The following is a 26,483-nucleotide window of genomic DNA, read 5'->3' as shown; positions in this document are numbered from 1 at the left end:
CTGCTCCCGATTGTGGGGATCAGAACCAAGAAATGCAATGCTCTTTACAGAAGAATTGCACTCAATGCAAAGCTATTCGCGCAGTGTTACTATAGCGAATTGACTCTCGCATTTTCAGAGTCGCATTGGCAAATCTATGACAGGTTTATGAGCGGGAACGCTCTGTGACCACGGCGCTAGTTTTTAAGCGAAAGGCGTCAGTGGTACAAATTAACTCGGGAATTTAAAAGTTTTATGAACGCAAACCGTGAACATCAATGTGATGTGTTAGTGGTAGGTAGTGGCGCAGCAGGTCTATCGTTAGCGTTACGTGTCGCAGAACATGGTAAAGTCATCGTACTCAGCAAGGGACCACGTAGTGAAGGAGCGACCTACTACGCGCAAGGTGGTATTGCTGCGGTATTTGATGAGTCAGACAGTATCGAATCTCACGTTGAAGATACACTGATTGCCGGTGCGGGTCTGTGTGAACAAGATACGGTCGAATTTATCGCTAAGAATGCCAAGGAGTGTGTCCAGTGGCTAATCGATGGCGGCGTCCCTTTTGATCGTGAAGAGAACGATAGTGATGAAGCGCCTCGCTACCACCTTACGCGTGAAGGTGGTCATAGCCACCGCCGTATTCTTCACGCTGCAGATGCCACTGGTATGGCGATGCAAACCTCTTTGCAAGATAATGTTCACAACCACCCAAATATCACGGTCTTGGAACGACATAACGCCCTCGACCTGATTACCGAAGATAAAGTCGGCGGTGACAGCAATAAGATCATCGGCGCCTATATTTGGAACCGTAACCAAGAACACGTTGAAACAGTCCGTACCAAATTTGTCGTGTTGGCCACTGGCGGCGCTTCTAAAGTGTATCAATACACTTCTAACCCAGATGTTTCTTCTGGTGATGGTATTGCCATGGCATGGCGCGCTGGCTGTCGTGTTGCCAACTTAGAGTTCAACCAATTCCACCCTACTTGCCTCTACCACCCTGAGGCACGAAACTTCCTTCTGACAGAAGCTCTGCGTGGTGAAGGCGCTTATTTACGCCGTCCTGATGGTACGCGCTTTATGCCCGATTTTGACGAGCGTGAAGAGCTCGCGCCTCGTGATGTCGTTGCTCGCGCTATCGACTTCGAGATGAAGCGCCTCGGTGCAGATTGCATGTACTTAGATATCAGCCATAAACCCGCTGATTTTATCGAAAAGCATTTCCCAACCATCAATACTCGTCTACTCGATCTTGGTATTGATATGACTAAAGAGCCGATTCCTGTCGTCCCTGCAGCGCACTACACCTGTGGCGGCGTGATGGTAGATAAAACAGGTCAAACCGATTTATCACAACTGTATGCAATCGGTGAAGTGAGCTATACCGGCTTACACGGCGCTAACCGTATGGCGTCCAACTCGCTACTTGAATGTGTGGTTTACGCGTGGGCAGCGGCCAATGACATCATTGCCAACCTTGAAAACGCCTCGTTACCACCAACTCTTCCCGCTTGGGATGAGAGCCAAGTAAGCTGCTCAGATGAGGAAGTCGTTATTCAACACAACTGGCATGAACTACGCCTGTTTATGTGGGATTACATGGGCATTGTCCGTACCGATAAGCGATTAGAACGCGCGCTGCGTCGTATTCAGTTATTGCAGCAAGAAACACACGAGTACTACAGTAACTTCAAGGTATCAAACAACCTGCTAGAGCTGCGCAACCTACTTCAAGTTGCTGAGCTGATGGTTCGCTGTGCTATGGAAAGAAAAGAGAGTCGTGGCCTGCACTATACTCTCGACTATCCAGAGCTTGCAAAAGAGAGTCGCCCGACAATTCTTGTTCCAGACAACCGAGGCTAACACTCAAGTAATATAACCAAAAGGGAGCCTAGTGCTCCCTTTTTAGCATGACGATCAAGTCTCGGTACTGTTTTTCGCTCAAGCTATCTCGCCACAACAAGGCGCGGCTGTTGTCATCATGAACAATCAATAAAGCTATCGGAGAAAGTGCAAGAACGACGCGCTTGATAGGGATCTGCACGCGATCTAATTGGTACTCTTGCGCCGACAAAAAGGTCACATCACCACGCAAGGCTGAAGCAAAGAAGCCAGATTTGACCGTCACGGTCATAAGTAGGTAAAGACTGGGGAATACAGCCACAAGCGGCAAGTTAGACAGGATGACGAATGAACTGGCCAATACCAGAATAAAGTAATTGGCCAGTAGAGAAAGGTAAGAGCGCGTTAGGCGAAACCTAGCGCACTTTACTGAGGTTATGAGCGACAATCTTATCGACCATAGCTGCATGACCTAAGTTTTCACTGCGGCCATGACCCATTATCCAAGTGAACAAATCTGGATCATCGCACTCTAGCAGTGACACAAAGTCTTGTTGCTCATTTTCTTTAAGGCTTTCAAAACACTCTTCAAAAAACGGCATGATAACCACATCGAGTTCTAGCATTCCACGACGACACGCCCATTTGATACGCGCTTTTTGTTCTGCGGTATACATTGTAATTCCTCACCTAATCGGTTGATTTGCGCCGAGTGTAACAAGCAAATAGCTTTGCAACTAGTACGTCAGTCACACTCCCGAGCAAGGTCAACATTTTCCCTCATTTTGGAGGATTTAATGCCACACTACGCTAAAGGTTGTTTATCAATAGGATTAGGCGATAACATACGTCTATTCAGATTCTATTAGGTAACGATCATGGATTGGCAAAAAGACTTTGCTCCTTTACAGCTAGCATCAACGGATTCAATGCCAGAGCTAGCAATTGCACCTCTAACGACTTGGGGAGCGATCACCCTCATTGGCGACGATAAGAAATCATATCTCCAAGGGCAAGTGACTTGTGATGTTGTGACTCTTGATGAACAATCATCAACGTTTGGCGCTCATTGTGATGCGAAGGGTAAGGTTTGGAGTGTATTCCGCTTATTCCACCATAATGGTGGCTACGCAATGTTCCAGCCAAAGTCATTGATCGACAAAGAGCTGGCTGAACTTAAGAAATACGCCATTTTCTCTAAAGTTGAGTTTACCCATAGTGATGAAGTCGCACTTGGCGTCATGGGTGCTAACGCCTCCGCTTTAATTAACTCACTGTCAGAAGAGACAGGCGATGTTCGTCGCGTAGAGGGTGGCAGCGCGGTTAAGATTGATGACCAACGCTGGTTACTACTCGTCACAGAAGCATCCGCACAGCAGATTGTCGCGCAAAGTAACGCAAGCAAAGTATCCGAAGACTTGTGGACACTACACGATATTCAATCTGGCACTCCATTACTTAACGCAGAGCAGCAAAATGAGCACATTCCGCAAGCGATTAATGTTCAAGCTGTAGACGGAATTAGCTTCAAAAAGGGCTGTTACACTGGCCAGGAAACTGTTGCTCGTGCCAAGTATCGCGGTATGAACAAGCGTGCTCTATTTGTTGTCCAAGGTAGCGCTGACAGCAATATTGATGACAATGCTGAGTTAGAACGTGCCGTAGGTGAAAACTGGCGTAGTGCGGGTAAACTACTTGCGAGCTACCGTTTTACGGATAACACTGCACTCGCATTAGTGGTATTGCCTAATAACCTCGACGATAACGTCCAATTACGCTTAAAAGATCAACCAGAAAGCTCATGGACGATTGCTCAGCTACCATACTCGTTACAAGACGATGAGTAATTCATTTTCCACCCATATCACTCAATACTTAGAGGCACAGCAGGTGGCATTTCGCCTGCTTCCGCATCAAACACCAGCAACAACTATTGAAGATGCTGCCGCACAGCGCGGCATTCGTCCTGAGCAAATGGTCAAATGTATTGTGCTTAGAGATATGAGTAATCGCTATGCCATTGCTTGCGCGCCCGGCAATCAATCGGTTGATCCCAAAAAGGTGCGAGCATTGCTTAACTGGCGACGAATGACCTGTGTCTCCATCGAGCAAGTAGCCAGTTTGACCGGCTATCAAATAGGCACTGTGGTTCCGTTGCTGCTTCGCACTCCAATGGAGATCATTTTTGATCAGCAAATCTTAAATGAACCAGAAGTCACCATCAGTAGTGGCTCTAATATGGCAGGGGTTGCCTTGAACTGTGCTGACTTAATTAACTTATGCCAACCTAAGATCTCAGCAATCTGTCGCGATTAAACTATCAGGCTAGCCTATTTATGTTAGCCTCATTAGTAAAATTACAGAATATTACATAAAACATTGATCATTTTCGCATCATATAAGATATTTAATTAAATTATTATTCATCTTGAAAGCATACATAGTCAAAAGGTGTTTTTTGCAGTATTCTAATCTCGTTGGTTAAAGTTCAAGCAAAATTAGTTCATTCTGTTTGGCACTCGCTTGAAAGTAGGTATGTAACTCTTAAGCGACGTGTAACCTTCTCCAACAAAAAAGTGAATCCACTGATTGTTTCAGGACATCCACTTTTTGTGTAATGCATCTGTGACTATTCGCCCGCGTAGCTATGCGGGCTTTTTTTTAAATAAATTTACCGAAAAACCACATCTAATAAAAAAGTTAAACTATTCTTTAAAGTAAATGTCACAAAGATAAGGCTTAATAGTGCTCGTTCTCCCCAATGAGTTCAATAAGTAGAATATAAATGGGGTAACTATCACAATAAAATGGATATTTATCCGTAGATTTGTCTACAGCAACACAAATATCCAAAAACTCAGTTTCTACTGCATATTCCACCACCATAATCACATAAATCCAGGTGGATAATTCGTATAATTTGCAGTGCTTGCTAAACATAAGGACAAATGTATGAGACTGTTTAAGCGCTATACACCAGGTATGATTGCTAAACACATTAGTCGGCTATTCAAGGGAAGAATTTACATCTATGGCGTAGGTAAATTTGAGTTCGATAACGGCAAACTAATCTTGCCAGAAAGAGCTGAAACACGTCACTTCAAAGCGGTTAAGGAAATCAACAAAGAAGTCATGAGACTCCGCTGCGCTTACGCATAAAGAATTAGAAAGGGTTGGCATTTGCCAACCCTTTTAGTATCTGTGAATCAAGTTGCTACAACTTAATCACCGTTCGCTGAGCAAGCTTGGGTAAGTTCCCCGAAAGCCCAAGCGCACGTTTCATTATTTCATCTTTTGCACCTGGCAATTGACCCACCAGCTTCATGCCAATCCCACGAATCAGTTTCTTAGCCGGATTGCTCCCTTCAAACAAATCTTTAAAGCCTTGCATTGCTGCGATCATTTTCGCAGCCTCAGCTTTACGCCAACGTTCATAGCCTCTGAGATTACGCTTGCTGCCGAAGTCTTCACCCTTTTGCCAAAGTTCGATCACTTCTTGTGCCAAGCTTGCTGCATCCAACAAGCCTAAGTTAACGCCCTGCCCTGCAAGTGGGTGAATGGTATGAGCTGCATCGCCAACCAAAGCGACACGTTCAGCCACAAAGTCACGGGCGTAACGCATTTTAAGTGGGAAGGCAAAGCGGTCCCCCTCAACTTCACACAGACCTAGACGATTATCAAATTCCGTCGTGAGCATTTTATTAAACTCACGGTTTGACATCTCAACCAAGCGCTCAGCTCGGTTTGGTTCTGTTGACCACACAATCGAGCTTAAGTTGCCTTCACCTAAGGGTAAGAAGGCTAATGGACCCTGTGGTGTAAAGATTTGACGAGCGATACGCTCATGCGCCTCTTTGGTGCGAACATTAGCCACTATCGCACTATGGCCATAATCCCAATGAGTTAACGGGATATCTTGCTGTTTTCTCACCCAAGAATTTGCGCCATCAGCACCAACAACTAATTTCGCTGTTAATGACTGGCCGTTATCAAGCGTCAACCAAGCTTCGCTTTCGCCCATTGCCATAGAGGCACATCGCGCAGGCATAAATAGCGACACATTGGCTTGCTGTTTCACTTGATCAAGCAGTGCCAATTGAATCACGCGGTTTTCAACAATATGACCGAGATCTGGCTGAGCAAGCTTCTGAGCTTCAAACTCTATGCGTGCGAAGCTATCTTGCTCCCACACTTCCATAGCGCGATAAGGGGCCGCTCTACGCTGCATAATCCCTTGCCATGCACCTAAATTGCGTAACACGGATTCACTTGAACGACTCAATGCAGAAACACGAACGTCTGGCAACGCGCTTAGCTCGCTGTCAGGCTCGTGACTTTCAATCACGGCAATACGTAAATCAGTATCTTTAAAGGCAGCCGCTAAGGCTAAACCGACCATTCCACCGCCAACAATCGCGATATCTACACTTTGCATCATATGTTTGTTGTCCTTGTTGCTGGCTTATCGAGCCACCAAGCCTAAAGTTCTTCTTAGTAGTGGGGCTTTTAACGGGGCAAAGTTATCCATAGCGAATAGCCCCAAGTTACGACCGACACGCATCGTCAAATAGTCATTAGAAAAGATATGCACGAGAGATGATGTCATTGAAATAGTCGCGTTGCGATCTTGTGCTCGCGCCTGCTTAAATTGTTTTAGAACGTTATATTCACCTGGGTCTTGTGGCTGTTGGGCAATAGACTCCGCTAACGTCGCCACATCACGAATCCCCAAGTTAAACCCTTGCCCTGCAATTGGGTGAAGAGTCTGTGCTGCGTTGCCAACAATAGCAAAACGGTGTGAGACATTTTGCTCACGGTAACGCAGTAATAATGGGTAATTGGCTCGCTGTCCGGTTTTGTCTAATCGACCCAGACGCCAACCAAAGCTCTCTTGCAACTTAGCCAAGAAAGCTTCATCACTATAGTTCATCACTTTGGCTGCTTCATCTGGTCTCAGACACCATACCAAAGACATACGGCCTTCAGACATTGGCAGCAGTGCTATGGGGCCAGACTCGGTAAAGCGCTCAAAGGCACGGCCCTGATGCTGTTGTTGAGTGGTGATATTCGCAATCACGGCGACTTGATCAAAATCGTGTTCAGATAGCGTCAATCCAACCTGCTGACAACAAGTAGAAACCGCGCCATCTGCCGCCACCAAAAGCTTACCTTCAACCTTTTGATGACCACTTAACGTCAGCTGTACTTTTTCTTGCTGTCGAACAACTTGCTCTACCGAGGCATGAATAAGCTCAATGTGTTCATCTTGCTCAATTTGATGATGATAAATCCGTCCTACATCGGCAAGCTCAACCACATAACCAAGCGCATCAACAGCCAACTCTTCACAGATTATATCTGTCATACCTGCATGAGTACGGTCAGAGACATGAATGTGCGTTATCGGTGTTGCGACGCTCTCAATCTGTTGCCATAAGCCAACCTGCTTAAGAATATTGACCGTGCCATAAGAGAGCGCAATCGAGCGAGAATCAAACCCAGGGTGCGCTTGATGATCAACCGGAAATGGCTCAATCACCGCAATAGAAAGCGGCTGTGATGAGAGCTTATTTATCGCCAGTGCTAATGTCATTCCAGCCATTGCACCACCAGCAATGACCACATCAAACTGCTTCATTAACCTACCTACTTAGTGAATAGTTGGGGCAGCTCGCTGAGTTGGTCGTTGACCAAATTCCGAGTGAATCGTCAGTACGCATGCTTTAACATGCTCAATTACCTGCTCAAGAAGTTGTGCCTGCTCTTCGAGATCGTCATCTTCATCAATGCCTAACTTAGAAATTTCTTCAAGATCAGCCAGTGCTTCTTTGACATCCTTAGAGGCTTTTTTAAGTTCAGCATTCACCAGACCTAAACCGGAAATAAAGTGGTTTACCCACTCTGCCAAACCATCAGCAACATCAAACAGCGACGCGCTCGCTTCTTCATCAGGAAGCAAGATCTCAAGATCCATACCTGAGCCCGTAAGATCACTGATAGTGGCATCTAACGCCGTTTGTGCTAGCTGTAAGGATTTTGTTGGCCATCCCATACCTTCACTGACATAGTCATAAACCATTGGCTGCCAGCTTTTATCCGTCAAACTAAGACCGCCGCTGAGCATCCCAGTCAATAGACCGTGTAATTCAGCTGGATTGACCGCTAAACCGGCTGACTGTAAATCGCTGGCAAATGTCAGATAATCTGGTAGTTGTTTGTCGCTCATTAGAATGACCCAATTGAAATAAATAAGCTCAATCGTACCACTTACCAAAGCAGCCGAAAACGAACGATTACTCAATTGTGGGCACCTTTTACTCAATTTGCCCAATTACTGTGTTATTGTGCGCTGAATTGCACCTAGGGTTCTGGAAAAGCTTGAATCTTAATGGGCGTTTTTCTATAGTTTCCTCCTCGGTGATTGTTTGCTTTATCACCTTAGGCAACAGATATTAGAGTCGATATGAGTAATCAAGCGGTAGAAGTTGAAATCTTAGGTAAGTTAATGCGGGTAAATTGCCCTGCTGGACAAGAAGAGTCTTTGATTAACGCAGCCCAACGTCTAGAAAGCCGCCTGACTGAAATGGCAGAAAAGACTAAAATTAGTAATGAAGTCCAATTACTGACCTTTGTTGCCTTAAACTGTTGTCATGAGCTTGAAACTCGTGATAGCGATTCAAAGCAAGAACAAAATGCACTGTTTGAGCGCATGGAACAGCTCTCAGCCTCTTTAGATAGTGCTATGAGTAAAGTGAAGCCAGGACAGCAATAGCCTTTACAGTACCAATAAGAATTTACCCTAGAGTGTGCGTTAGGGGATTACGTCCCTGAGCCGATAAGCAATACTAAAGGGTTAGTACTTGGTTGCTATTGAGCAAGCTCGGCATGCACCGAGAAGCCTACGGTAACCATTGCTGATCCGCCCTGAACCAGCTGGTTCATGGGTCAAACATCTCCGACGGCACTCTGGGGTATCCTCCTTTGAATACCCACAAACATGGGTAGTATCATGACACTCTCTCGACAAGACTTTCGCCAATCCATTCGTCATCAACGTAATCAGTTAAGCGATAGCTTCCAGCAGCAAGCGGGCCTAGACCTTTGCCAGCAATTTTTCTCGCTTGCTGAAATCAAACCTGCGCAAAATATTGCTTTATACTTATCGGCAGACGGTGAAGTCGACACCATGCCACTGATAAAAAAACTGTGGCAAAGTGGCAAACGGGTTTACCTACCAGTAATCCATCCTTTCTCGAAGGGGCATTTACTGTTTCTTCACTACACGCCGGACTCTCCAATGATGCTCAACAAATACCACATTGCAGAGCCAAAACTCGACCAAACCCAGATCATTCCAGCCCAATCGCTCGATATAATCTGTACGCCTTTAGTTGGTTTTGATTCAACGGGTCATCGCTTAGGCATGGGCGGTGGCTATTACGATCGCACCTTAGCCCCTTGGTTTAACACTGGTCATGGGCCTAAACCAATCGGTCTTGCTCACGATTGCCAGCATGTTGATGCTCTGCCGATCGAATCATGGGATGTGCCACTACCCAAAATTGTGACTCCAACCAAGGTTTGGCAATGGTAACTTTCTTCGCTCACTCATCGCTTCAAGTATGCCACGGTTAAGGCTATAATCGCCGCGCAAACGTTAATACAACCTCTTTTAGGAGATGAGCATGACTCAAGATGAAATGAAGAAAGAAGCTGGCTGGGCTGCACTTAAGTATGTCGAAAAAGGCAGTATTGTTGGTGTAGGCACAGGTTCTACAGTGAATCACTTCATCGATGCATTAGGCACTATGAAAGAGGAAATCAAAGGTGCGGTATCAAGTTCAGTGGCTTCAACCGAGCGACTAAAAGAACTAGAAATTGAAGTATTTGATTGTAATGAAGTTGCGGGGTTGGATATCTACGTTGATGGAGCTGATGAAATCAATGCTGACCGTGAGATGATTAAAGGTGGCGGCGCAGCACTAACACGTGAAAAGATTGTTGCAGCAATCTCTGACAAGTTCATCTGTATCGTTGACAACACCAAAGCGGTTGACGTACTTGGTGAGTTCCCACTACCTGTTGAAGTCATTCCAATGGCGCGTTCATATGTGGCACGCGAGCTAGTCAAGCTAGGCGGTGATCCGGCTTACCGTGAAGGTGTAGTGACAGATAACGGTAACGTAATCCTAGACGTTTACGGCCTAAAAATTACTAACCCTAAAGATCTAGAAGACAAAATTAACGCACTACCAGGTGTCGTAACGGTTGGTCTTTTTGCCCACCGCGGTGCAGACGTCGTGATCACTGGTACGCCAGAAGGCGCAAAAGTCGAAGAGTAATAATAACTCACTCAATAAATTCGCGAATCTTGTTATTTCATTACAGACGGCACCTATTGGTGCCGTTTTTCTGTTTATTCCTTTATTAATTATTCCTTATTCCGTAATTTTCTTACCCAAACTATATTTTTTTTGTTAACTTAGTGAACAGAAGACGCACAAGGAAAACGTTTGCGTCACCTTGTGAGGTAACGAAACGTTTGCTTTTATTACATTACATACTTTGTGCGCCAGTTAAGCCCCAATTTCCCCATTTTAAGGACGAAGATAATGGCCAAAGTTTCACTGGAAAAAGACAAAATTAAGATCCTCCTGCTAGAAGGTCTTCACCCATCTTCTGTAGAAGTACTTCAAGCGGCTGGTTACACCAACATTGAATATCACAAAGGCTCACTACCAGAAGAAGAGCTACTAGAGGCGGTGAAGGATGTTCACTTCATTGGTATTCGATCACGTACAAACCTTTCCAAGGAAGTGATCAGCGCGGCTGAAAAACTGGTTGCGATTGGCTGTTTCTGTATTGGTACTAACCAAGTCGATCTTAATGCTGCAGCTGCACGCGGTATTCCAGTGTTTAACGCACCATTCTCAAATACTCGTAGTGTTGCAGAATTAGTCCTTGGTCAACTTCTTCTACTTCTACGTGGTATTCCAGAAAAGAATGCTCTGGCACACCGCGGTATTTGGAAAAAGAGCGCCGATAGCTCTTACGAAGCTCGAGGTAAACGCTTAGGTATTATAGGTTATGGCCATATCGGTACCCAGCTAGGTATTATTGCTGAAAACCTTGGTATGCGTGTTTATTTCTACGATATTGAGAATAAACTGTCACTGGGCAATGCAACGCAAATTCACACCATGAGCGAACTGCTGAATAAGTGTGATGTGATTACGCTGCACGTACCAGAAACACCAGAAACGAAAAACATGATGGGCGCTGAAGAGTTCGCTCGTATGAAACCAGGTTCTATCTTTATCAACGCAGCTCGCGGTACTGTGGTTGATATTGAAGCGCTTTGTCACAGCCTTGAAGCGGGCCACATTGCTGGCGCAGCTATCGACGTATTCCCAACAGAGCCTAAGACCAACGCAGACCCATTTGAGTCTCCGCTACAGAAGTTTGATAATGTTATCTTGACGCCGCACGTAGGTGGCTCAACGCAAGAAGCTCAAGAAAACATTGGTGTAGAAGTTGCTGGTAAACTGGCTAAATACTCAGACAATGGCTCGACACTATCAAGTGTTAACTTCCCAGAAGTATCGCTGCCTGAGCACCGTGACTGTTCGCGCCTGCTACACATTCACCAAAACCGCCCTGGTATCCTGACGCAAATCAACACCATCTTCGCTGAAGAAGGGATCAACATTGCCGGTCAGTACCTGCAAACAGCAGCCGACTTTGGTTACGTTGTGATTGATGTTGAGACTGGACGTTCAGAAGAAGCACTTGCTAAACTCAAGAGCATAGAAGGTACAATTCGCGCGCGAATCTTGCACTAATCACTGATTGCAAAGCCAAAAAAAACCACCGACTTATCGGTGGTTTTTTTGTTTATGATTCACTAAGGCTTAAGTGAACGCTCACCACGAGCAATGCCAACAACACCACTTCGTGCAACTTCTAAAACTTCAGTGACTTCAGATAGCGCTTGAATAAAGGCATCAAGCTTTTCACTGGTTCCCGCCATCTGTACTGTGTACTGAGAAGCAGTGACATCAACAATCTGACCGCGAAAAATATCCGCTGTTCGCTTCACTTCTGCGCGAGAGAAACCACTCGCTTTGACCTTAACCATCATCAGCTCACGCTCAATGTGATCGAGCTCTGAGACTTCTTGCACCTTCAACACATCAATCAACTTATTAAGTTGCTTTTGGATTTGTTCCAGTTCCATATCATCTGAAATCGTTGTGATATTCAGACGCGATAAAGTTTCATCGTCTGTCGGAGATACAGTCAATGACTCAATGTTATAAGCACGCTGAGAAAAGAGACCAACAACACGCGACAAAGCACCCGGTTGGTTTTCCATTAGTAGTGAAATAATGTGTCTCATATTAAGTTCTCTCCGTCTTGCTTAGCCACATATTGTCCATACCTTCGCCTTTAATTTGCATAGGGTATACGTGTTCGGTTTCGTCTACATTGATGTCGACAAACACCAGACGATCTTTCATGTCCAGCGCTTGCTTCAAACCAGCTTCAAGCTGATCTGGTGACTCAATACGAATACCAACATGCCCGTACGCTTCAGCGATAGCAGCAAAATCCGGAACGGAACTCATGTATGAGTTAGAGTGACGGCCTTGATAAATAATGTCTTGCCACTGCTTTACCATGCCTAAGAAACGGTTATTCAAGTTGATGATTTTTACAGGGATATCATATTGCATTGCCGTAGATAGCTCCTGAATATTCATCTGGATACTACCGTCACCTGTCACAACCACCACTTCTTCATCTGGCTTAGCAAACTTAACACCCATACCAGCGGGAAGACCAAAGCCCATCGTGCCTAGACCACCAGAGTTAATCCAGCGACGTGGCTTGTTGAATGGGTAATATAGAGCGGCAAACATTTGGTGCTGACCAACGTCTGATGCAACGTAGGCGTCTCCACCTGTCAGTTTATGCAGCGTTTCAATTACTTGTTGCGGTTTAATACGCTCTGGAGAAGTTTCGTAGGATAAGCACTTACGGTCACGCCATACTTGGATCTCATCCCACCATCGGTTCATCGCTTGTTGATCATTGGTGCTGCCTTGCTCTTCAAGCAAGTTCACCATCGCCTCTAGCACTTTTTCAGCAGAGCCTACAATCGGCACATCCGCTTTAACGTTTTTTGAGATCGACGACGGATCGATATCAATATGCATCACTTTCGCATTTGGACAGTACTTCTCAAGATTGTTTGTGGTTCGGTCATCAAATCGAACCCCAACACCGAAAATCAGATCAGCATTATGCATCGCCATATTGGCTTCATACACACCGTGCATGCCAAGCATACCTAACGCATTTTTGTGCGTACCAGGGAAAGCCCCAAGCCCCATTAAGGTGCTAACAACAGGTAGGTTTAGCGCTTCAGCTAGCTCCGTTAAGTGTTTTTCAGCTTCAGAGATAACAGCACCACCACCGACATAAAGCACGGGTTTCTTGGCTTCTAAAAGTGTTTTCAAACCTTTTTTGATTTGCCCTTTATGGCCAGTCGTCGTTGGCTTATAAGAACGCATCGAGATAGATTCTGGGTACTCATACGGTAGCTTGATTTGCGGGTTCATGACATCTTTTGGCAAATCGATAAGCACAGGTCCAGGTCGGCCTGTTGTTGCAATATAGAAGGCTTTTTTAACCGTTTCGGCGATATCTTCCGCTTTCTTCACGAGGAAGCTGTGCTTCACTACTGGGCGCGATACCCCCACAATGTCACACTCTTGGAAGGCATCATTACCAATCATATTGTTTGGTACGTTACCTGAAATAACGATCATTGGAATTGAGTCCATATACGCTGTTGCAATACCAGTGATGGTATTGGTCGCGCCAGGACCAGAACAAACCAGTACTACCCCCGGATTACCGGTTGCTCGCGCATAGCCATCAGCCATATGCGTTGCTGCCTGTTCGTGACGAACAAGAACGTGTTTAATTTGGTCTGTTTTTGCATGAAGTGCATCATAGATATCGAGAACAGAGCCACCTGGGTAACCAAAGATCTGTTCAACGCCTTCTTCGATCAGAGATTGAACGACCATCTCCGCACCGGACAACATTGCTGCCATACTTTTCTCCTTAACCAATTATCCAAAGTGTAAGGTCAACACTCAGAGCTGGTTTTACATAGTCTAGGTCTTATTCGTAGCCTAAATCGAAATACTTCCACTTTTTCGGCTATGTCTTGTCTGCAGTTAAAATCAAACAAGTTCACGCAACAAATGTAACGTTTAATTAGCAACGGGTCTAATGAGACTCTTCTCTCACTTTAAACGATATGCTATTTTTCAACACTAAATCACATAAACAACCTACCAAGAGTAATCTAACCAGAACTTTAATCTGACATTTAATCAAAATACGTTGAATAATATCCATAAAAAGTAACACCTGATGATATTCGACAACCATTTACTTAAATCTAAAGTGGTAAAAAAAATCCCCCAAAGCACTTTAAGTGCCTTGGAGGATTATTGAGCAAGAGAAAAATTAACTTCGTTAAAAACTACTTCTTCTCCGCTTTATCGTTATACATTTCTTCGATTTCATCCTGATATTTGTCATTAATGACTTTGCGACGAAGTTTCTGTGTTGGTGTTAGCTCACCATCATCCATAGAGAAAGCTTTGGGTAGCAGCTTGAACTTTTTCACCTGCTCAAACTTGGCCAACTCTTTCTGCAGGTCATTGACGCGCTTCTCTAGCATCTCAACAATTTGGTGATGCTTAACCAGCTCAACGCGATCATGGTACTTAATATTGAGCTCTTTGGCGTACTCTTCTAGGGAGTCGTAACAAGGGACAATCAATGCAGAAACAAACTTGCGTGTATCAGCAATCACAGCAATTTGTTCGATAAAATGATCTTTACCAATCGTACCTTCAACCATTTGTGGCGCGATATACTTACCGTTAGAGGTCTTCATCAGCTCTTTGATGCGGTCGGTAATGAATACATTACCATTTTCATCAATGTGACCTGCATCACCTGTCTTTAAGAAGCCCTGTTCATCGAAGGTTTTTGCCGTCTCTCCTGGCATCTTATAGTAGCCACGCATAACCATTGGACCACGTACTAAGATCTCGTTGTTTTCACCGATCTTAACTTGAGCGCCAGGCATCGACATACCAATCGAGTCTGGGTTAAAGCACTTATCATCCCAACAAGAAACCGTTGCGGTAGTTTCTGTCATACCATAGCCCAACTTAACGTTGATACCTATCGCATGAAAGAAGCGACCAATAGTCTCATCCAACTTGGCACCACCACATGGCATAAAGTTGATTTGGCCACCAAGCAGCGCACGCAGCTTCGATAGCACCAACTTGTCAGCAAGAGCATGTGACTTCTTCAACATCACTGATGGCTTACGGCCCTCTTGGTGACAAACTGCCATTTTCGCACCCATATTCACTGCCCAAGTAAATAGAACCTTACGAATGAATGGTGCTTTGGCGACCTTTTCGTGGATAGCAGAGAAGATTTTTTCGTAGAAACGCGGAACCGCACACATCACCGTAGGGCGAACTTCACTTAAAGCGTCACGCACTTGCATGGTGTCTTGTAGATAGCAGTTAGTCGCTCCTTTGTAGAGCACATAAAACGTCCATGCGCGCTCAAAAACGTGTGAGAGCGGTAAGAAACACAATGACACATCAGACTCAGATAGGCTTAAACGTTGGTCGTGGCCTTCAAGTTGAGCAGCGATGTTTGCGTAATCTAGCATAACCCCTTTCGGCTGACCCGTTGTGCCTGAGGTATAGATAAGTGTCAGTAGATCATCGAAGTTAGCTTGAGCTAGGCGCTCATTTAGCTCAGCTTGCTGCTCTGCTTGAGTTTTAACAATAAATTGCTGCCAACCAATCGCATGTTCAAAACCACCAAGATCAATATCATCCGACATCGCGACAACCAGCTCTAGCTGTCCACATTGGTCAAATATTGAGACAGCGGCATCAAATTGTGGCTGCTCACCAACAAACAGAATGCGTACATCCGCATCTTGTAAGATATAGGCCGACTGCGCTGCAGTGTTTGTTGGGTAAATAGGCACGGTTACAGCACGTAGCTGAAGCGCAGCAAAATCAGCCACTGTCCATTGTGGCATGTTGTTGGAGAAGATACCGATCTTATCCTGAACTCTAACTCCATGAGCCAATAGAGCAAGTGAAAGTGAGTCAACTTGCTGACCAAACTGCTTCCAGCTAATGCCGTTCCACATATTGCCGACTTTGTGCTTAAGTGCAATGCGGTCACCGCCATTGGCAATTTGGTCTCTAATTCGTTTTACGATATGAAAATCTAGGTTGGCCATTCTTTGTCTACCTTTAGCTTACACATGTAAGCTTTAATCAGCGCACAAGTGTACATTTAGGACTAGAAAAGGCAACTGATGAGCGTCAAAGTTATCAATATAAATAATAAAAAACCTCGGACAGTATTCACCATCCGAGGTTTTATAATTTCGATGATTGAGTCGATTAATCTAATGCAACCACTTCACCACAAATTACCATAAGCTGGTCACGTAGCCAGATATGACCTTTGTCTTTTTCGCTCGATTCGTGCCAGCTAAGGAAACCACTGATCTTACCGTTTTCAAATGGGAAATCGCTCACTTGCAGCTGGTCTTTGTTCGCGGCGTTTTCTACCATCCAACGCGGAGCAATCGTTACTAGTTCAGATTGGCCAACAACGTACAGTACGTTGCTCAAGCTAGTGCCTTCATAGTACGCCTGCACGTCTAGATCGCGATATGCTTGCTCAGAGAAGCTACGCTGGCCATGTACTTTAGATAGTTTTGCGTGACGTTCACGAAGCAATGAGTCTGCCGTTACCGAACCTTGAATACGAGGGTGACCTTTCGACGCGACAACTACTAGTTCATCTTGGAAGATTTCAGTACTAGAAAAGCCTTGCTCATCAAAACGTGCGTAATCAATCACAAAGTCGATCTCTTGGTAACGCATGCGCTCTGCAAGCTGACGATCAAACTCCGCATCAAGATGAAGCTGCACATTTGGTGCTAAGTCATGAATCGTTGACATAATTTTCGGTGCGAAGCGCATGTCACATGGGCTGCAAATCGCTAGTTTAAACAGGCGAGTTGAGGTTTCAGGTGAAAAAACTGAACTTGGTAATTCGTTACGAACTAACTGTAGAGCCTGACGCACAGGACCAAATAACTGGCGAGCACGCTGGGTTGGTTGAATACCACGACCTTGGCGCATAAACAGCTCGTCATTAAACATCACTTTTAGACGAGCAACAGCGTTACTTACCGCCGGTTGGGACATACCTAAATTGTGCGCTGCACGAGTAATGTTTTGCTCTTGCATAACAGCGTCAAAAACAGTTAATAGGTTTAGATCTACTCCACGTAAAGTACTTTCCATACGGTAGCTAGCAATAGCACTCATAGACTCTTTCTTGTCAAACATTGGGCAAGCCTCTTAATTCTTCAGCATAAATGGTTCTTGATTCAAATTGAGTTGGAATAGAAAACCCAAGTCTCGTCTCATCCGTTATATTTATTTGTTAGATGTTTTCTGACGAATTTCTACTATCGGCGAATCATTCCGCGTTTAGCAATAAGATTGACAATTAATCATCATTTTTTACTTACCAACTTAAAAAACTCTTTATTTACAATAAATTAAACCATTTATAAAAAAAGGTAAATATTTATAGACGCCCTTGATATATAAATATTTGATATTAATCCTATGTGTTACAGCGGAGTGTCAGGCATCTGTATGGGTTATTAATGGCAGGTTGATACAAAGTAGCACCAATGGATAATACTATTTTGTATCAGTATTTATTCTAAACTCGTCTCACATAACTGGGAAAATCAACTTTTTCCCACAAGGATTGACTAAGCTCGGTCGTATCTCCCCACTCACCTTGCTTAATCCAACACGCTAATGCAGTGGCTACATCAGGATAAGTAACACTTTCTACACTCGGCTCATCTAGCCAATGGCGTACCACTGAAGGATCCAAAATTTCCATCCGCGTAGCAAGCCCCAGCTCTTCTAAGGTAGCCACGTTGCTCACTTGTTCAAACTGACCTTTCAGTGGTTTAAGCAACAGTTTCTTACCTAAGCTAAGCGCCTCGGATGGCAGTTCAAATCCGCCATTAGTAATCACCCCTTTACAACGACCTAAGCTGGATTGGAATGCACCAAAGCTCAATGGAAAGAACTCAATATTTTCGATCAACTTATGTTCGATAATTTCAGGATGGAAACAGACGAAGGATTGACAGGTAAAGCGCAGCAGTAGCTCAGTGATATCATTGATACTTTCAAACGGTAAATAAACCAACACAAATGCTTCTTCTCGGCAGGCTAAATTCGTTGTATGGATAATGGGAGGCAAAATGGGCTGTTCAAAATGGTGCCAGTGCAGGCCGATATAATGATCTGCCGGTGCAAAGTACTCTATCACTTGTCTATCTAACCAATTCGCTCCCTGCAAAGGGACCGCATAACGAAACGCATTTTGATGACTCACACTGATCGACGGAACGCCACGCTTTTTGGCTGCCCACGCTGATACTGGCTCAAAGTCATTTAGCACTAAGTCATAGCGAGACAAACTCAAACTACTCACGTCACTCCACAGCTGCCATATATTATTAGACATCAATGTTTTCGCGTAATGAATACCGCCTCGCTCAGTAGCAAAAGAGAGGCCGCGACGCGTGTGATAATCGCCAAATTCTTCCATAGAAAAGTACTTGGCTTTTTCTCGCCCAGTGAACAAATAATCCACCTCAATCCCCTGCTTGGTCAGACAGCGCGACATTGCCCTAGCGCGAGCTATATGACCATTTCCGGTTCCCTGTATGCCGTAAAGTATTTTCATTTATCCCCCTCCCAACAGCAACATGGCTAACTTGGCGCAACCAACTCCTAAGGCCGCCCCAAGAATGACATCGGTAAGAAAATGAACACCAAGTAAAATACGCGCACTGGCAATCAAGCTAGCCCAAACGAACGCAAATATTGTCAGGTCGACATACCAATATGAAATGAGCGTCGCCATCAAAAATGCTGCAGCCGTATGTCCTGACGGTAAGCTGTAACGGTCACTTGGGGTAATAAATGAAGTAACAAGGTCCGAACAGTCATTGGGACGTCGACGCTTAAATAGATTTTTCACTCCCCAATAAATTGGCAGCTCAATGACAAAGGCCATAAGACCGACCAGAAGGAATTGCTGGCCGCTATCCCCTCCAAAGCCACTCGCAGCTAACCCCAAAAGCGCATAAAGGTGACCATCTCCTGTATGCGAAATAGCCCTACTTACTCTAGACAGAGGATACGAAAATTTGTGCTGTAGACAGAAAAGCGAAAACGCCAGATCTAACTTGGCAATTGGCTCAATAGAACGCATTACCGACTCCTTTTGTACGGTGTTACGCTCAAGCTAAATAGAGTTGATGACAAGTGGGTGACGCTTTCACTGAGTTTCAATGACAGTGTAAAGCGAAAGCTAACATCTGCTGTAGATGTTCAAACAATTGCGAAGTGAGTAAAAGCAAACGGTTACATTCATAAATTTAATGAAAACAGCCATTAAAATTGTCTATTTTATCGGATTCTTGATTGAACTGATCTGACTTGCATAAAAAAGTCACTTTAGGGTTGACGTTACGCCTCTAGTGCGGTACTAATTTGTTAACTTAAACATGTGGATTATTTAACGCCCATAAAGGAATCGTTAACAATGATGAACCGTTTTTCTATCCTGCTGAGCCTCCTCCTTATCGTGAAAGCATCGCGCGGGTAGGCTGTGGAAGAAAAATAACCACAAAGATTTTCAAAAAGCCCGCACTCAGATGCGGGTTTTTTTATACCTAGCTTTTTATAGCTAAGTAATCGAAGTAAACGATTAACAGATGCGGTAAGCATCGAATCACTAAGGAAGCACTCATGAACGATCAAGTCATTATCTTCGACACCACTCTACGTGATGGCGAACAAGCGTTGTCAGCAAGCTTGACGGTTAAAGAAAAACTGCAAATTGCCTACGCACTTGAAAGGCTGGGTGTGGATGTTATTGAAGCGGGTTTCCCTGTTTCATCACCAGGTGACTTCGAGTCAGTACAGACCATTGCACGCAATATTAAAAACAGCCGTATCTGTGGCCTTTCGCGTGCCGTCGCAAAAGACATTGATGCAGCGGCTGAAGCGTTAAAAGTTGCTGACCAATTCCGTATTCATACCTTTATTTCCACTTCTACCGTTCACGTTCAAGACAAATTACGCCGAAGCTATGATGATGTAGTTGAAATGGGTGTTAAAGCCGTAAAACACGCACGTAAATACACGGATGACGTAGAGTTTTCTTGTGAAGATGCCGGCCGCACTCCAATTGATAACCTATGTCGTATGGTCGAAGCTGCGATTGATGCTGGCGCGAACACCATCAACATCCCGGATACCGTTGGCTATACAGTACCAAGTGAATTTGGCGGCATTATTCAAACGCTATTTAACCGTGTGCCTAATATCGATAAAGCGATTATCTCTGTGCACTGTCACGATGACCTAGGTATGTCTGTTGCGAACTCAATTGCCGCTGTGCAAGCCGGTGCTCGTCAGATTGAAGGGACTATCAATGGTATCGGTGAGCGTGCGGGTAACTGTTCGCTAGAAGAAATTGCGATGATCATCAAGACTCGACAAGAGCTATTAGGCGTTCACACTGATCTAAAACATGATGAGATTCACCGTACTAGTAAGTTGGTTAGCCAGCTTTGTAATATGCCGATTCAAGACAACAAGGCTATCGTAGGCGCTAATGCATTCAGCCACTCTTCAGGTATTCACCAAGATGGCATGCTTAAGAATAAAAATACCTACGAGATCATGACGCCGGAATCGATAGGCCTTAAGAACCAAGCGCTAAACCTAACCAGCCGCAGTGGTCGCGCAGCCGTGAAGAGCCATATGGACACCATGGGCTACAAAGAAGACGAGTACAATCTAGATGCACTATACGAAGACTTCTTGAAATTAGCGGACCGTAAAGGGCAAGTATTTGATTACGACCTAGAAGCTCTAATGCACTTCTCTAACTTGCGCGAAGAAGATGACTTCTACAAATTGAACTACCTAAGCGTGCAATCGGGTAGCGTAATGGCAACCACCAGTATCAAACTGCAATGTGGCGATGAAGAGCAATCTGAAGCTGCGGTTGGTAATGGTCCTGTTGATGCGTTATACCAGTGTATCTATCGTGTAACGGGTTATGATATTGTTCTAGACAAGTTCGATTTAACCGCAAAAGGCGAAGGTGAAGATGGGCTAGGTCAAGCGGATATTATTGCTAACTACAAAGGTCGCAAATATCACGGTACCGGTGTTTCAACCGATATCGTAGAAGCTTCTGGCCAGGCGCTATTACACGTTATCAACAGCATCCATCGTGCTGACAAGATCGCTGAGATCAAACAGAAAAAAATCGAAACAGTATAAGTAAGACTCCAAGGGTGCGACCCGTCCTTGGAAGAAATAAAAATTAAAGGAATAACATGACAGACAAATCATACAACATTGCCGTTTTACCAGGAGATGGCATTGGCCCAGAAGTGATGGCTCAAGCGCACAAAGTTCTAGACGCGATTGAGAAAAAACACAGCATCAAATTTGCGCGTGAAGAGCATGATGTTGGCGGTATTGCCATCGATAACCACGGTTGTCCACTGCCTGAAAGCACAGTAAAAGCTTGTGAAGATTCAGATGCAGTGCTATTTGGCTCAGTTGGCGGCCCTAAATGGGAACACCTACCACCAAACGATCAACCAGAGCGTGGCGCACTACTTCCACTACGTAAGCATTTCCAATTGTTCTGTAACTTACGTCCTGCGCAAATTCATAAAGGCCTTGAAGGCTTCTCACCGCTGCGTGCTGATATTTCTGGTAACGGTTTTGATATCGTTGTGGTACGTGAACTGACTGGTGGCATCTACTTCGGTCAGCCTAAAGGTCGCGAAGGCGAAGGTCCAAACGAGAAAGCATTCGACACTGAGGTTTACCACCGTTTCGAGATTGAACGTATCGCTAAGATTGCCTTTGAATCTGCTCGTCTACGTGACAAAAAAGTGTGTTCTATCGATAAAGCGAACGTACTTCAGAGCTCTATCTTATGGCGTGAAGTGGTCGAAGAAATTGCAAAAGATTACCCAGATGTTGAGCTTTCGCACATGTACATCGATAACGCGACAATGCAGCTAATCAAAGATCCTGCCCAATTCGACGTCATGCTGTGTTCAAATATCTTCGGCGACATAATCTCAGATGAGTGCGCGATGATCACAGGCTCTATGGGTATGCTACCTTCAGCATCACTAAATGAAAGTAAGTTTGGCCTGTACGAACCTGCCGGCGGTAGTGCGCCTGACATCGCAGGTAAAAATATCGCAAACCCTGTGGCACAAATTCTATCAGCAGCATTAATGCTACGTTACAGCCTAGGTGAAGAAGCTGCAGCGCAAGATATTGAAGCTGCAGTATCTAAAGCCCTATCAGCAGGCGAGCTAACCGGCGACCTTTCTGGTGATAAGCCTGCCCTATCGACTTCTGAGATGGGCGATAAGATCGCAGAGTACATCTTGAACTCATAATTACCGAATACACAAACACAACAGATTAAAGTCGTCATTAATAATATCAACCCAATGACAGAGGTATTTCCTCTAAGTCATTGGTGCTACAGCAAGGCAGTGAGAGCAATCAGGCCTAGGAGTTTAGGTCCGCTAAATGACTAGACTGATTGTTCGAAGCTAACGCCACTGTAGTGACAGGACGACGAGGAAGAGCAATGGGCAAAACATTATACGAAAAAGTCTACGACGCACATGTCGCTGTAGCCGCCGAGGGTGAAAACCCAATTTTATACATCGATCGCCACTTAGTTCATGAAGTAACGTCACCTCAGGCGTTCGATGGCCTACGTGAAAAAGGCCGTAAAGTGCGTCAGGTAAACAAGACATTTGCTACCATGGACCACAACGTTTCTACGCAAACAAAAGATATTAACGCTTCGGGTGAGATGGCACGTATCCAAATGGAAACGCTATCTAAAAACTGTGAAGAGTTTGGTGTAACCCTTTACGACATCAACCACAAGTACCAAGGTATTGTACATGTGATGGGCCCAGAGCTAGGCATTACCCTGCCAGGTATGACGATTGTTTGTGGTGACTCACACACGGCAACGCACGGCGCATTTGGCTCGCTAGCATTTGGTATCGGCACCTCAGAAGTTGAGCACGTACTAGCGACTCAAACGCTAAAACAAGCGCGCGCGAAAACGATGAAGATTGAAGTGAAAGGTAAGGTAGCTCCTGGCATCACGGCAAAAGACATCGTGCTAGCCATCATCGGTGAGACGACTGCAGCTGGCGGTACTGGCTACGTAGTTGAGTTCTGCGGCGAAGCGATTACTGATCTTACGATGGAGGGTCGTATGACAGTATGTAACATGGCTATCGAGCTAGGTGCCAAAGCGGGGCTAATCGCACCAGATAAAACTACATTCGAATACATTAAAGGCCGTAAGTTCTCACCACAAGGTGAAGACCTAGACGCTGCTATCGAGTATTGGAAATCACTAAAAACTGACGATGATGCTGAGTTTGATGCAGTCGTAACGCTAAACGCAGCAGACATTAAACCACAAGTCACTTGGGGTACTAACCCTGGTCAGGTAATCGCCGTTGATCAACCCATCCCTGCTCCAGAAAGTTTTTCTGACCCAGTAGAAAAAGCTTCTGCTGAAAAAGCATTGGCTTACATGGGTCTAGAAGCCGGCAAAGCGCTATCAGACTACAAAGTCGATAAAGTGTTCGTTGGCTCTTGTACTAACTCACGTATTGAAGACATGCGAGCTGCAGCTGAAATTGCTAAAGGTCGTAAGGTTGCAGCGAATGTCCAAGCGCTTATCGTTCCGGGCTCTGAGCAAGTTAAGGCTCAAGCGGAAGCGGAAGGCTTAGACGTGATTTTTAAAGATGCAGGCTTTGAGTGGCGTCTTCCAGGTTGTTCTATGTGTCTAGCAATGAATAACGACCGCTTAGGTCCAGGAGAGCGCTGTGCGTCAACTTCAAATCGTAATTTTGAAGGTCGCCAAGGCCGTGATGGTCGTACACACCTAGTGAGTCCAGCAATGGCAGCGGCAGCAGCTATTGCTGGTCACTTTGTTGATATTCGTGAATTATAAGGAGACTAGTCATGTCAGGTTTTAAACAACACACAGGCTTGGTTGTTCCTCTAGATGCAGCGAACGTTGATACCGATGCAATTATACCAAAGCAGTTCCTACAAAAAGTATCTCGCTTAGGCTTTGGTAAGCACTTATTCCATGATTGGCGCTTCCTAGATGACGCTGGCGAGCAGCCAAATCCAGAGTTTGTCATGAACGCTCCTCGCTACCAAGGCTCCTCTATCCTGATTGCTCGTGAAAACTTTGGTTGTGGTTCATCGCGTGAACACGCACCATGGGCACTAGCTGATTACGGCATCAAAGCGATGATCGCTCCAAGCTTTGCTGATATTTTTTACGGCAACTCAATCAACAACCAAATGGTTCCCGTTCGTCTAACCGAACAAGAAGTGGATGAAATCTTCAAATTCGTTGAAGCGAATGAAGGTGCTGAGGTTGAAGTCGATCTAGAGGCGAACCTAGTTCGTGCAAATGGTAAAGAGTATTCATTTGAGATTGATGAATTCCGCCGTCACTGCCTACTAAATGGTTTAGACAATATCGGTCTAACTCTCCAACATGAAGACAAAATTGCTGAATTCGAAGCAAATATTCCTAATTTCTTGAAATAGTCTTCATTCAGAGATGAACTAAAAAGGTTGGCGAACGCCAGCCTTTTTTATTTTATAGCGAAACAAACTAACCAAAAGTTGGGTCTAGTAGTTAACGCTGAAAAATTAAGGGGCCTAACCCATGATACGTATTGTTACTCTGCTACTAACCCTATTTTCATTACACGCCTTAGCGGCACCAAAGTCAGATCTTTGGCCTTATTGGCAGCAATCTAATCAAAGTAATACTGCTATTATTTCTCATCAAAAATGGCAATATTTTCTTGATAGATATTTAGTAATAGAAGGTGATAACACGCTAGTAAAATATGACTCAGTATCAGCCCAAGACAAGCAGAAACTAAATCGCTATATCGATTCACTCTCTGCCATCGACCCTAGAGAATACGCTTTGAATGAACAGTATGCGTATTGGATTAACCTCTATAACGCGATTACTGTCGACTTGATCTTAGATGACTATCCAGTGAAATCTATTACTAAACTTGGCGGCCTGTTCAGTTTTGGCCCCTGGGAAGATAACGTGGTAAATGTCGCAGGTAAAGATCTCACCCTCAATGATATTGAGCATAGAATCCTTCGCCCTATTTGGAATGACCCACGAACTCACTACGCAGTTAACTGCGCAAGTTTAGGCTGCCCCAGTTTGCAACCTCAAGCATTTACCTCGCATAACACTGAACAACTATTAGAGAAGGCCGCAAAAGAATTCATTAATAGTGATAAAGGCGTTTTGCTCTCTGGTGACAATGTCCAACTTTCATCTATTTATGACTGGTTCGCTGAAGACTTTGGTAACAAACAAGAATTGGTGCAGCACCTAACCAAGTATCGCCCTGAATTGAGTACTCTCAGTGGTAAGTTTAACTATGAGTATGACTGGGATTTAAACGATAAAAAGTAGTGAAATAGAAAATTCCAAGAGGGCTGAGAATTAGTGCCATCTTTTTTTATTACAGTAGTTAGCGAAAGCAAGAAACGAAAGAGTTGGATAGCTGTTTTATATCGAGCCTAAAACCAAAAGAGATTCCCTACTCACTCCTTCGTCGTTCTATGGAATGACAGTAAATACATCTTTGATCCAAGAAACAAGTCTCGCACCGCTAGCAAAGCATTAGTTCCTTCCTCCCTTAAACGCAAAAAGCCCGTTGCGTCAGCAACGGGCTTCTAAAACGACAAAACCCAGTCCGAAGACTGGGTTTCTAAATAAGTGGCGGAGCGGACGGGACTCGAACCCGCGACCCCCGGCGTGACAGGCCGGTATTCTAACCAACTGAACTACCGCTCCGCACTGGTTAGACTCTTAAGTCTAAATAAGAACCTGGCGATGTCCTACTCTCACATGGGGAAGCCCCACACTACCATCGGCGCTAATTCGTTTCACTTCTGAGTTCGGCATGGAATCAGGTGGGTCCAAATCGCTATGGTCGCCAAGTAAAATTCTTTACATTTTGCTTTAGGCTCTTAGAAAAAGCATAAAACAAACAGTAACTGGTGCTGATACCCAGACTCGAACTGGGGACCTCATCCTTACCAAGGATGCGCTCTACCACCTGAGCTATATCAGCATCAAGATGTCCTTTAGGACTAAAAAAGCCCGTTCTTTCAAACGGGCTCTTTTATAAATTTAAAGCCTGGCGATGTCCTACTCTCACATGGGGAAGCCCCACACTACCATCGGCGCTAATTCGTTTCACTTCTGAGTTCGGCATGGAATCAGGTGGGTCCAAATCGCTATGGTCGCCAAGCAAA

At 44.7% G+C, this 26,483-nt stretch carries 24 protein-coding genes, 2 tRNA genes, 2 rRNA genes and 1 other RNA gene; 14 read left to right on the top strand and 15 right to left on the bottom strand.

All coding sequences use genetic code 11. From position 1 onward, the window contains the following. Window positions 1-234 precede the first annotated feature (234 nt). Window positions 235-1,848: an L-aspartate oxidase gene (gene nadB, locus ACU01J_RS17545; protein WP_481086869.1), complete on the top strand. Its 1,614-nt coding sequence runs from the start codon at window positions 235-237 to the stop codon at window positions 1,846-1,848. A gap of 28 nt (window positions 1,849-1,876) precedes the next feature. Here nadB and ACU01J_RS17540 read toward each other — a convergent pair whose 3' ends face one another. Further along, window positions 1,877-2,275: a protein YgfX gene (locus ACU01J_RS17540; protein ID WP_481086868.1), complete on the bottom strand. Its 399-nt coding sequence runs from the start codon at window positions 2,273-2,275 to the stop codon at window positions 1,877-1,879. Continuing rightward, entirely contained in the window at window positions 2,244-2,504 is a 261-nt protein-coding gene (locus ACU01J_RS17535; RefSeq protein WP_481086867.1) for an FAD assembly factor SdhE, read from the bottom strand. Before ACU01J_RS17535 ends, ACU01J_RS17540 begins: the two co-directional genes overlap by 32 nt. Before the next feature lie 201 nt (window positions 2,505-2,705). Here ACU01J_RS17535 and ygfZ point away from each other — a divergent pair, with 201 nt between their 5' ends. From ygfZ to ACU01J_RS17520, 3 genes are all read left to right on the top strand, one after another. Next, a complete protein-coding gene (ygfZ, locus tag ACU01J_RS17530; protein WP_481086866.1) occupies window positions 2,706-3,674 on the top strand; it encodes a tRNA-modifying protein YgfZ in 969 nt (322 codons plus the stop codon). Continuing rightward, window positions 3,667-4,143 carry an aminoacyl-tRNA deacylase gene (locus tag ACU01J_RS17525; RefSeq protein WP_481086865.1) on the top strand — a complete coding sequence of 159 codons (477 nt, stop codon included), beginning with the start codon at window positions 3,667-3,669 and terminating at the stop codon, window positions 4,141-4,143. The genes ygfZ and ACU01J_RS17525 overlap by 8 nt, the downstream gene beginning before the upstream one ends. A 636-nt stretch (window positions 4,144-4,779) precedes the next feature. Further along, window positions 4,780-4,986, top strand: a complete 207-nt coding sequence (locus ACU01J_RS17520) for a DUF1107 domain-containing protein (RefSeq protein ID WP_481086864.1) — start codon at window positions 4,780-4,782, stop codon at window positions 4,984-4,986. 55 nt (window positions 4,987-5,041) lie between these two features. On the opposite strand, the gene ACU01J_RS17515 is transcribed toward ACU01J_RS17520, so the two are convergent. Genes ACU01J_RS17515 through ACU01J_RS17505 form a run of 3 tightly spaced genes read right to left on the bottom strand, consistent with a single transcriptional unit; the run spans window position 5,042 to window position 8,053 of the window. Beyond that, the gene (locus tag ACU01J_RS17515) at window positions 5,042-6,265 is read right to left on the bottom strand and encodes an FAD-dependent 2-octaprenylphenol hydroxylase (protein ID WP_481086863.1); all 1,224 of its coding nucleotides are present in this window, start codon (window positions 6,263-6,265) and stop codon (window positions 5,042-5,044) included. Between the two features lie 24 nt (window positions 6,266-6,289). Beyond that, window positions 6,290-7,465 carry a 2-octaprenyl-6-methoxyphenyl hydroxylase gene (gene ubiH, locus ACU01J_RS17510; protein ID WP_481086862.1) on the bottom strand — a complete coding sequence of 392 codons (1,176 nt, stop codon included), beginning with the start codon at window positions 7,463-7,465 and terminating at the stop codon, window positions 6,290-6,292. A gap of 12 nt (window positions 7,466-7,477) precedes the next feature. Beyond that, complete coding sequence (locus ACU01J_RS17505; RefSeq protein WP_481086861.1) at window positions 7,478-8,053, bottom strand: YecA/YgfB family protein; 576 nt, start codon at window positions 8,051-8,053, stop codon at window positions 7,478-7,480. 237 nt (window positions 8,054-8,290) lie between these two features. On the opposite strand from ACU01J_RS17505, the gene ACU01J_RS17500 reads away from it, so the two are divergent. From ACU01J_RS17500 to serA, 5 genes are all read left to right on the top strand, one after another. After that, the gene (locus ACU01J_RS17500) at window positions 8,291-8,599 is read left to right on the top strand and encodes a cell division protein ZapA (protein ID WP_481086860.1); all 309 of its coding nucleotides are present in this window, start codon (window positions 8,291-8,293) and stop codon (window positions 8,597-8,599) included. A gap of 21 nt (window positions 8,600-8,620) precedes the next feature. Then, a non-coding RNA gene (ssrS, locus tag ACU01J_RS17495) (6S RNA) lies at window positions 8,621-8,804 on the top strand. A 32-nt stretch (window positions 8,805-8,836) separates the two neighbouring features. Further along, on the top strand, window positions 8,837-9,421 hold the full coding sequence (locus ACU01J_RS17490; RefSeq protein ID WP_481086859.1) for a 5-formyltetrahydrofolate cyclo-ligase: 585 nt from the start codon (window positions 8,837-8,839) through the stop codon (window positions 9,419-9,421). A gap of 91 nt (window positions 9,422-9,512) precedes the next feature. Beyond that, the gene (rpiA, locus tag ACU01J_RS17485) at window positions 9,513-10,169 is read left to right on the top strand and encodes a ribose-5-phosphate isomerase RpiA (protein ID WP_481086858.1); all 657 of its coding nucleotides are present in this window, start codon (window positions 9,513-9,515) and stop codon (window positions 10,167-10,169) included. A 270-nt stretch (window positions 10,170-10,439) separates the two neighbouring features. Next, window positions 10,440-11,669 (top strand): phosphoglycerate dehydrogenase, encoded by a 1,230-nt coding sequence (serA, locus tag ACU01J_RS17480; protein ID WP_481086857.1) that lies wholly within the window; start codon window positions 10,440-10,442, stop codon window positions 11,667-11,669. A 62-nt stretch (window positions 11,670-11,731) separates the two neighbouring features. Here serA and ilvN read toward each other — a convergent pair whose 3' ends face one another. From ilvN to ACU01J_RS17450, 6 genes are all read right to left on the bottom strand, one after another. Further along, entirely contained in the window at window positions 11,732-12,226 is a 495-nt protein-coding gene (ilvN, locus tag ACU01J_RS17475) for an acetolactate synthase small subunit (RefSeq protein ID WP_053440230.1), read from the bottom strand. Between the two features lies 1 nt (window position 12,227). After that, a complete protein-coding gene (locus ACU01J_RS17470) occupies window positions 12,228-13,952 on the bottom strand; it encodes an acetolactate synthase 3 large subunit (protein ID WP_481086856.1) in 1,725 nt (574 codons plus the stop codon). Between the two features lie 437 nt (window positions 13,953-14,389). Further along, entirely contained in the window at window positions 14,390-16,198 is a 1,809-nt protein-coding gene (locus tag ACU01J_RS17465; protein ID WP_481086855.1) for an AMP-dependent synthetase/ligase, read from the bottom strand. A 166-nt stretch (window positions 16,199-16,364) separates the two neighbouring features. Then, entirely contained in the window at window positions 16,365-17,324 is a 960-nt protein-coding gene (leuO, locus tag ACU01J_RS17460) for a transcriptional regulator LeuO (protein WP_481086854.1), read from the bottom strand. A gap of 385 nt (window positions 17,325-17,709) precedes the next feature. Beyond that, window positions 17,710-18,756: an MJ1255/VC2487 family glycosyltransferase gene (locus ACU01J_RS17455; RefSeq protein WP_481086853.1), complete on the bottom strand. Its 1,047-nt coding sequence runs from the start codon at window positions 18,754-18,756 to the stop codon at window positions 17,710-17,712. Continuing rightward, a complete protein-coding gene (locus ACU01J_RS17450) occupies window positions 18,757-19,287 on the bottom strand; it encodes a phosphatase PAP2 family protein (protein WP_481086852.1) in 531 nt (176 codons plus the stop codon). 539 nt (window positions 19,288-19,826) lie between these two features. Here ACU01J_RS17450 and leuA point away from each other — a divergent pair. The 5 genes from leuA (at window position 19,827) to ACU01J_RS17425 (ending at window position 25,635) form a co-directional block, all read left to right on the top strand. Continuing rightward, on the top strand, window positions 19,827-21,374 hold the full coding sequence (leuA, locus tag ACU01J_RS17445; RefSeq protein ID WP_481086851.1) for a 2-isopropylmalate synthase: 1,548 nt from the start codon (window positions 19,827-19,829) through the stop codon (window positions 21,372-21,374). A 56-nt stretch (window positions 21,375-21,430) separates the two neighbouring features. After that, entirely contained in the window at window positions 21,431-22,522 is a 1,092-nt protein-coding gene (gene leuB / locus ACU01J_RS17440; RefSeq protein WP_481086850.1) for a 3-isopropylmalate dehydrogenase, read from the top strand. 197 nt (window positions 22,523-22,719) lie between these two features. Beyond that, a complete protein-coding gene (leuC, locus tag ACU01J_RS17435; RefSeq protein WP_481086849.1) occupies window positions 22,720-24,117 on the top strand; it encodes a 3-isopropylmalate dehydratase large subunit in 1,398 nt (465 codons plus the stop codon). 11 nt (window positions 24,118-24,128) lie between these two features. Next, window positions 24,129-24,731 (top strand): 3-isopropylmalate dehydratase small subunit, encoded by a 603-nt coding sequence (gene leuD / locus ACU01J_RS17430; RefSeq protein ID WP_481086848.1) that lies wholly within the window; start codon window positions 24,129-24,131, stop codon window positions 24,729-24,731. 121 nt (window positions 24,732-24,852) lie between these two features. Beyond that, window positions 24,853-25,635: a DUF547 domain-containing protein gene (locus ACU01J_RS17425; protein ID WP_481086847.1), complete on the top strand. Its 783-nt coding sequence runs from the start codon at window positions 24,853-24,855 to the stop codon at window positions 25,633-25,635. 307 nt (window positions 25,636-25,942) lie between these two features. On the opposite strand, the gene ACU01J_RS17420 is transcribed toward ACU01J_RS17425, so the two are convergent. The 4 genes from ACU01J_RS17420 to rrf (ACU01J_RS17405) all read right to left on the bottom strand — a co-directional run bounded on the left by ACU01J_RS17420 (window position 25,943) and on the right by rrf (ACU01J_RS17405) (window position 26,479). After that, a tRNA-Asp gene (locus tag ACU01J_RS17420) sits at window positions 25,943-26,019 on the bottom strand. A 31-nt stretch (window positions 26,020-26,050) separates the two neighbouring features. Continuing rightward, window positions 26,051-26,166: ribosomal RNA gene (gene rrf, locus ACU01J_RS17415) — 5S ribosomal RNA — on the bottom strand. A 57-nt stretch (window positions 26,167-26,223) separates the two neighbouring features. Continuing rightward, window positions 26,224-26,299: transfer RNA gene (locus tag ACU01J_RS17410), tRNA-Thr, on the bottom strand. A 64-nt stretch (window positions 26,300-26,363) separates the two neighbouring features. Further along, window positions 26,364-26,479, bottom strand: a 5S ribosomal RNA gene (rrf, locus tag ACU01J_RS17405). Window positions 26,480-26,483 lie beyond the last annotated feature (4 nt).

The sequence above is a fragment of the Vibrio sp. 2433-A1 genome (assembly GCF_056726085.1).
This window is presented reverse-complemented; position numbering and strand designations above follow the sequence as displayed.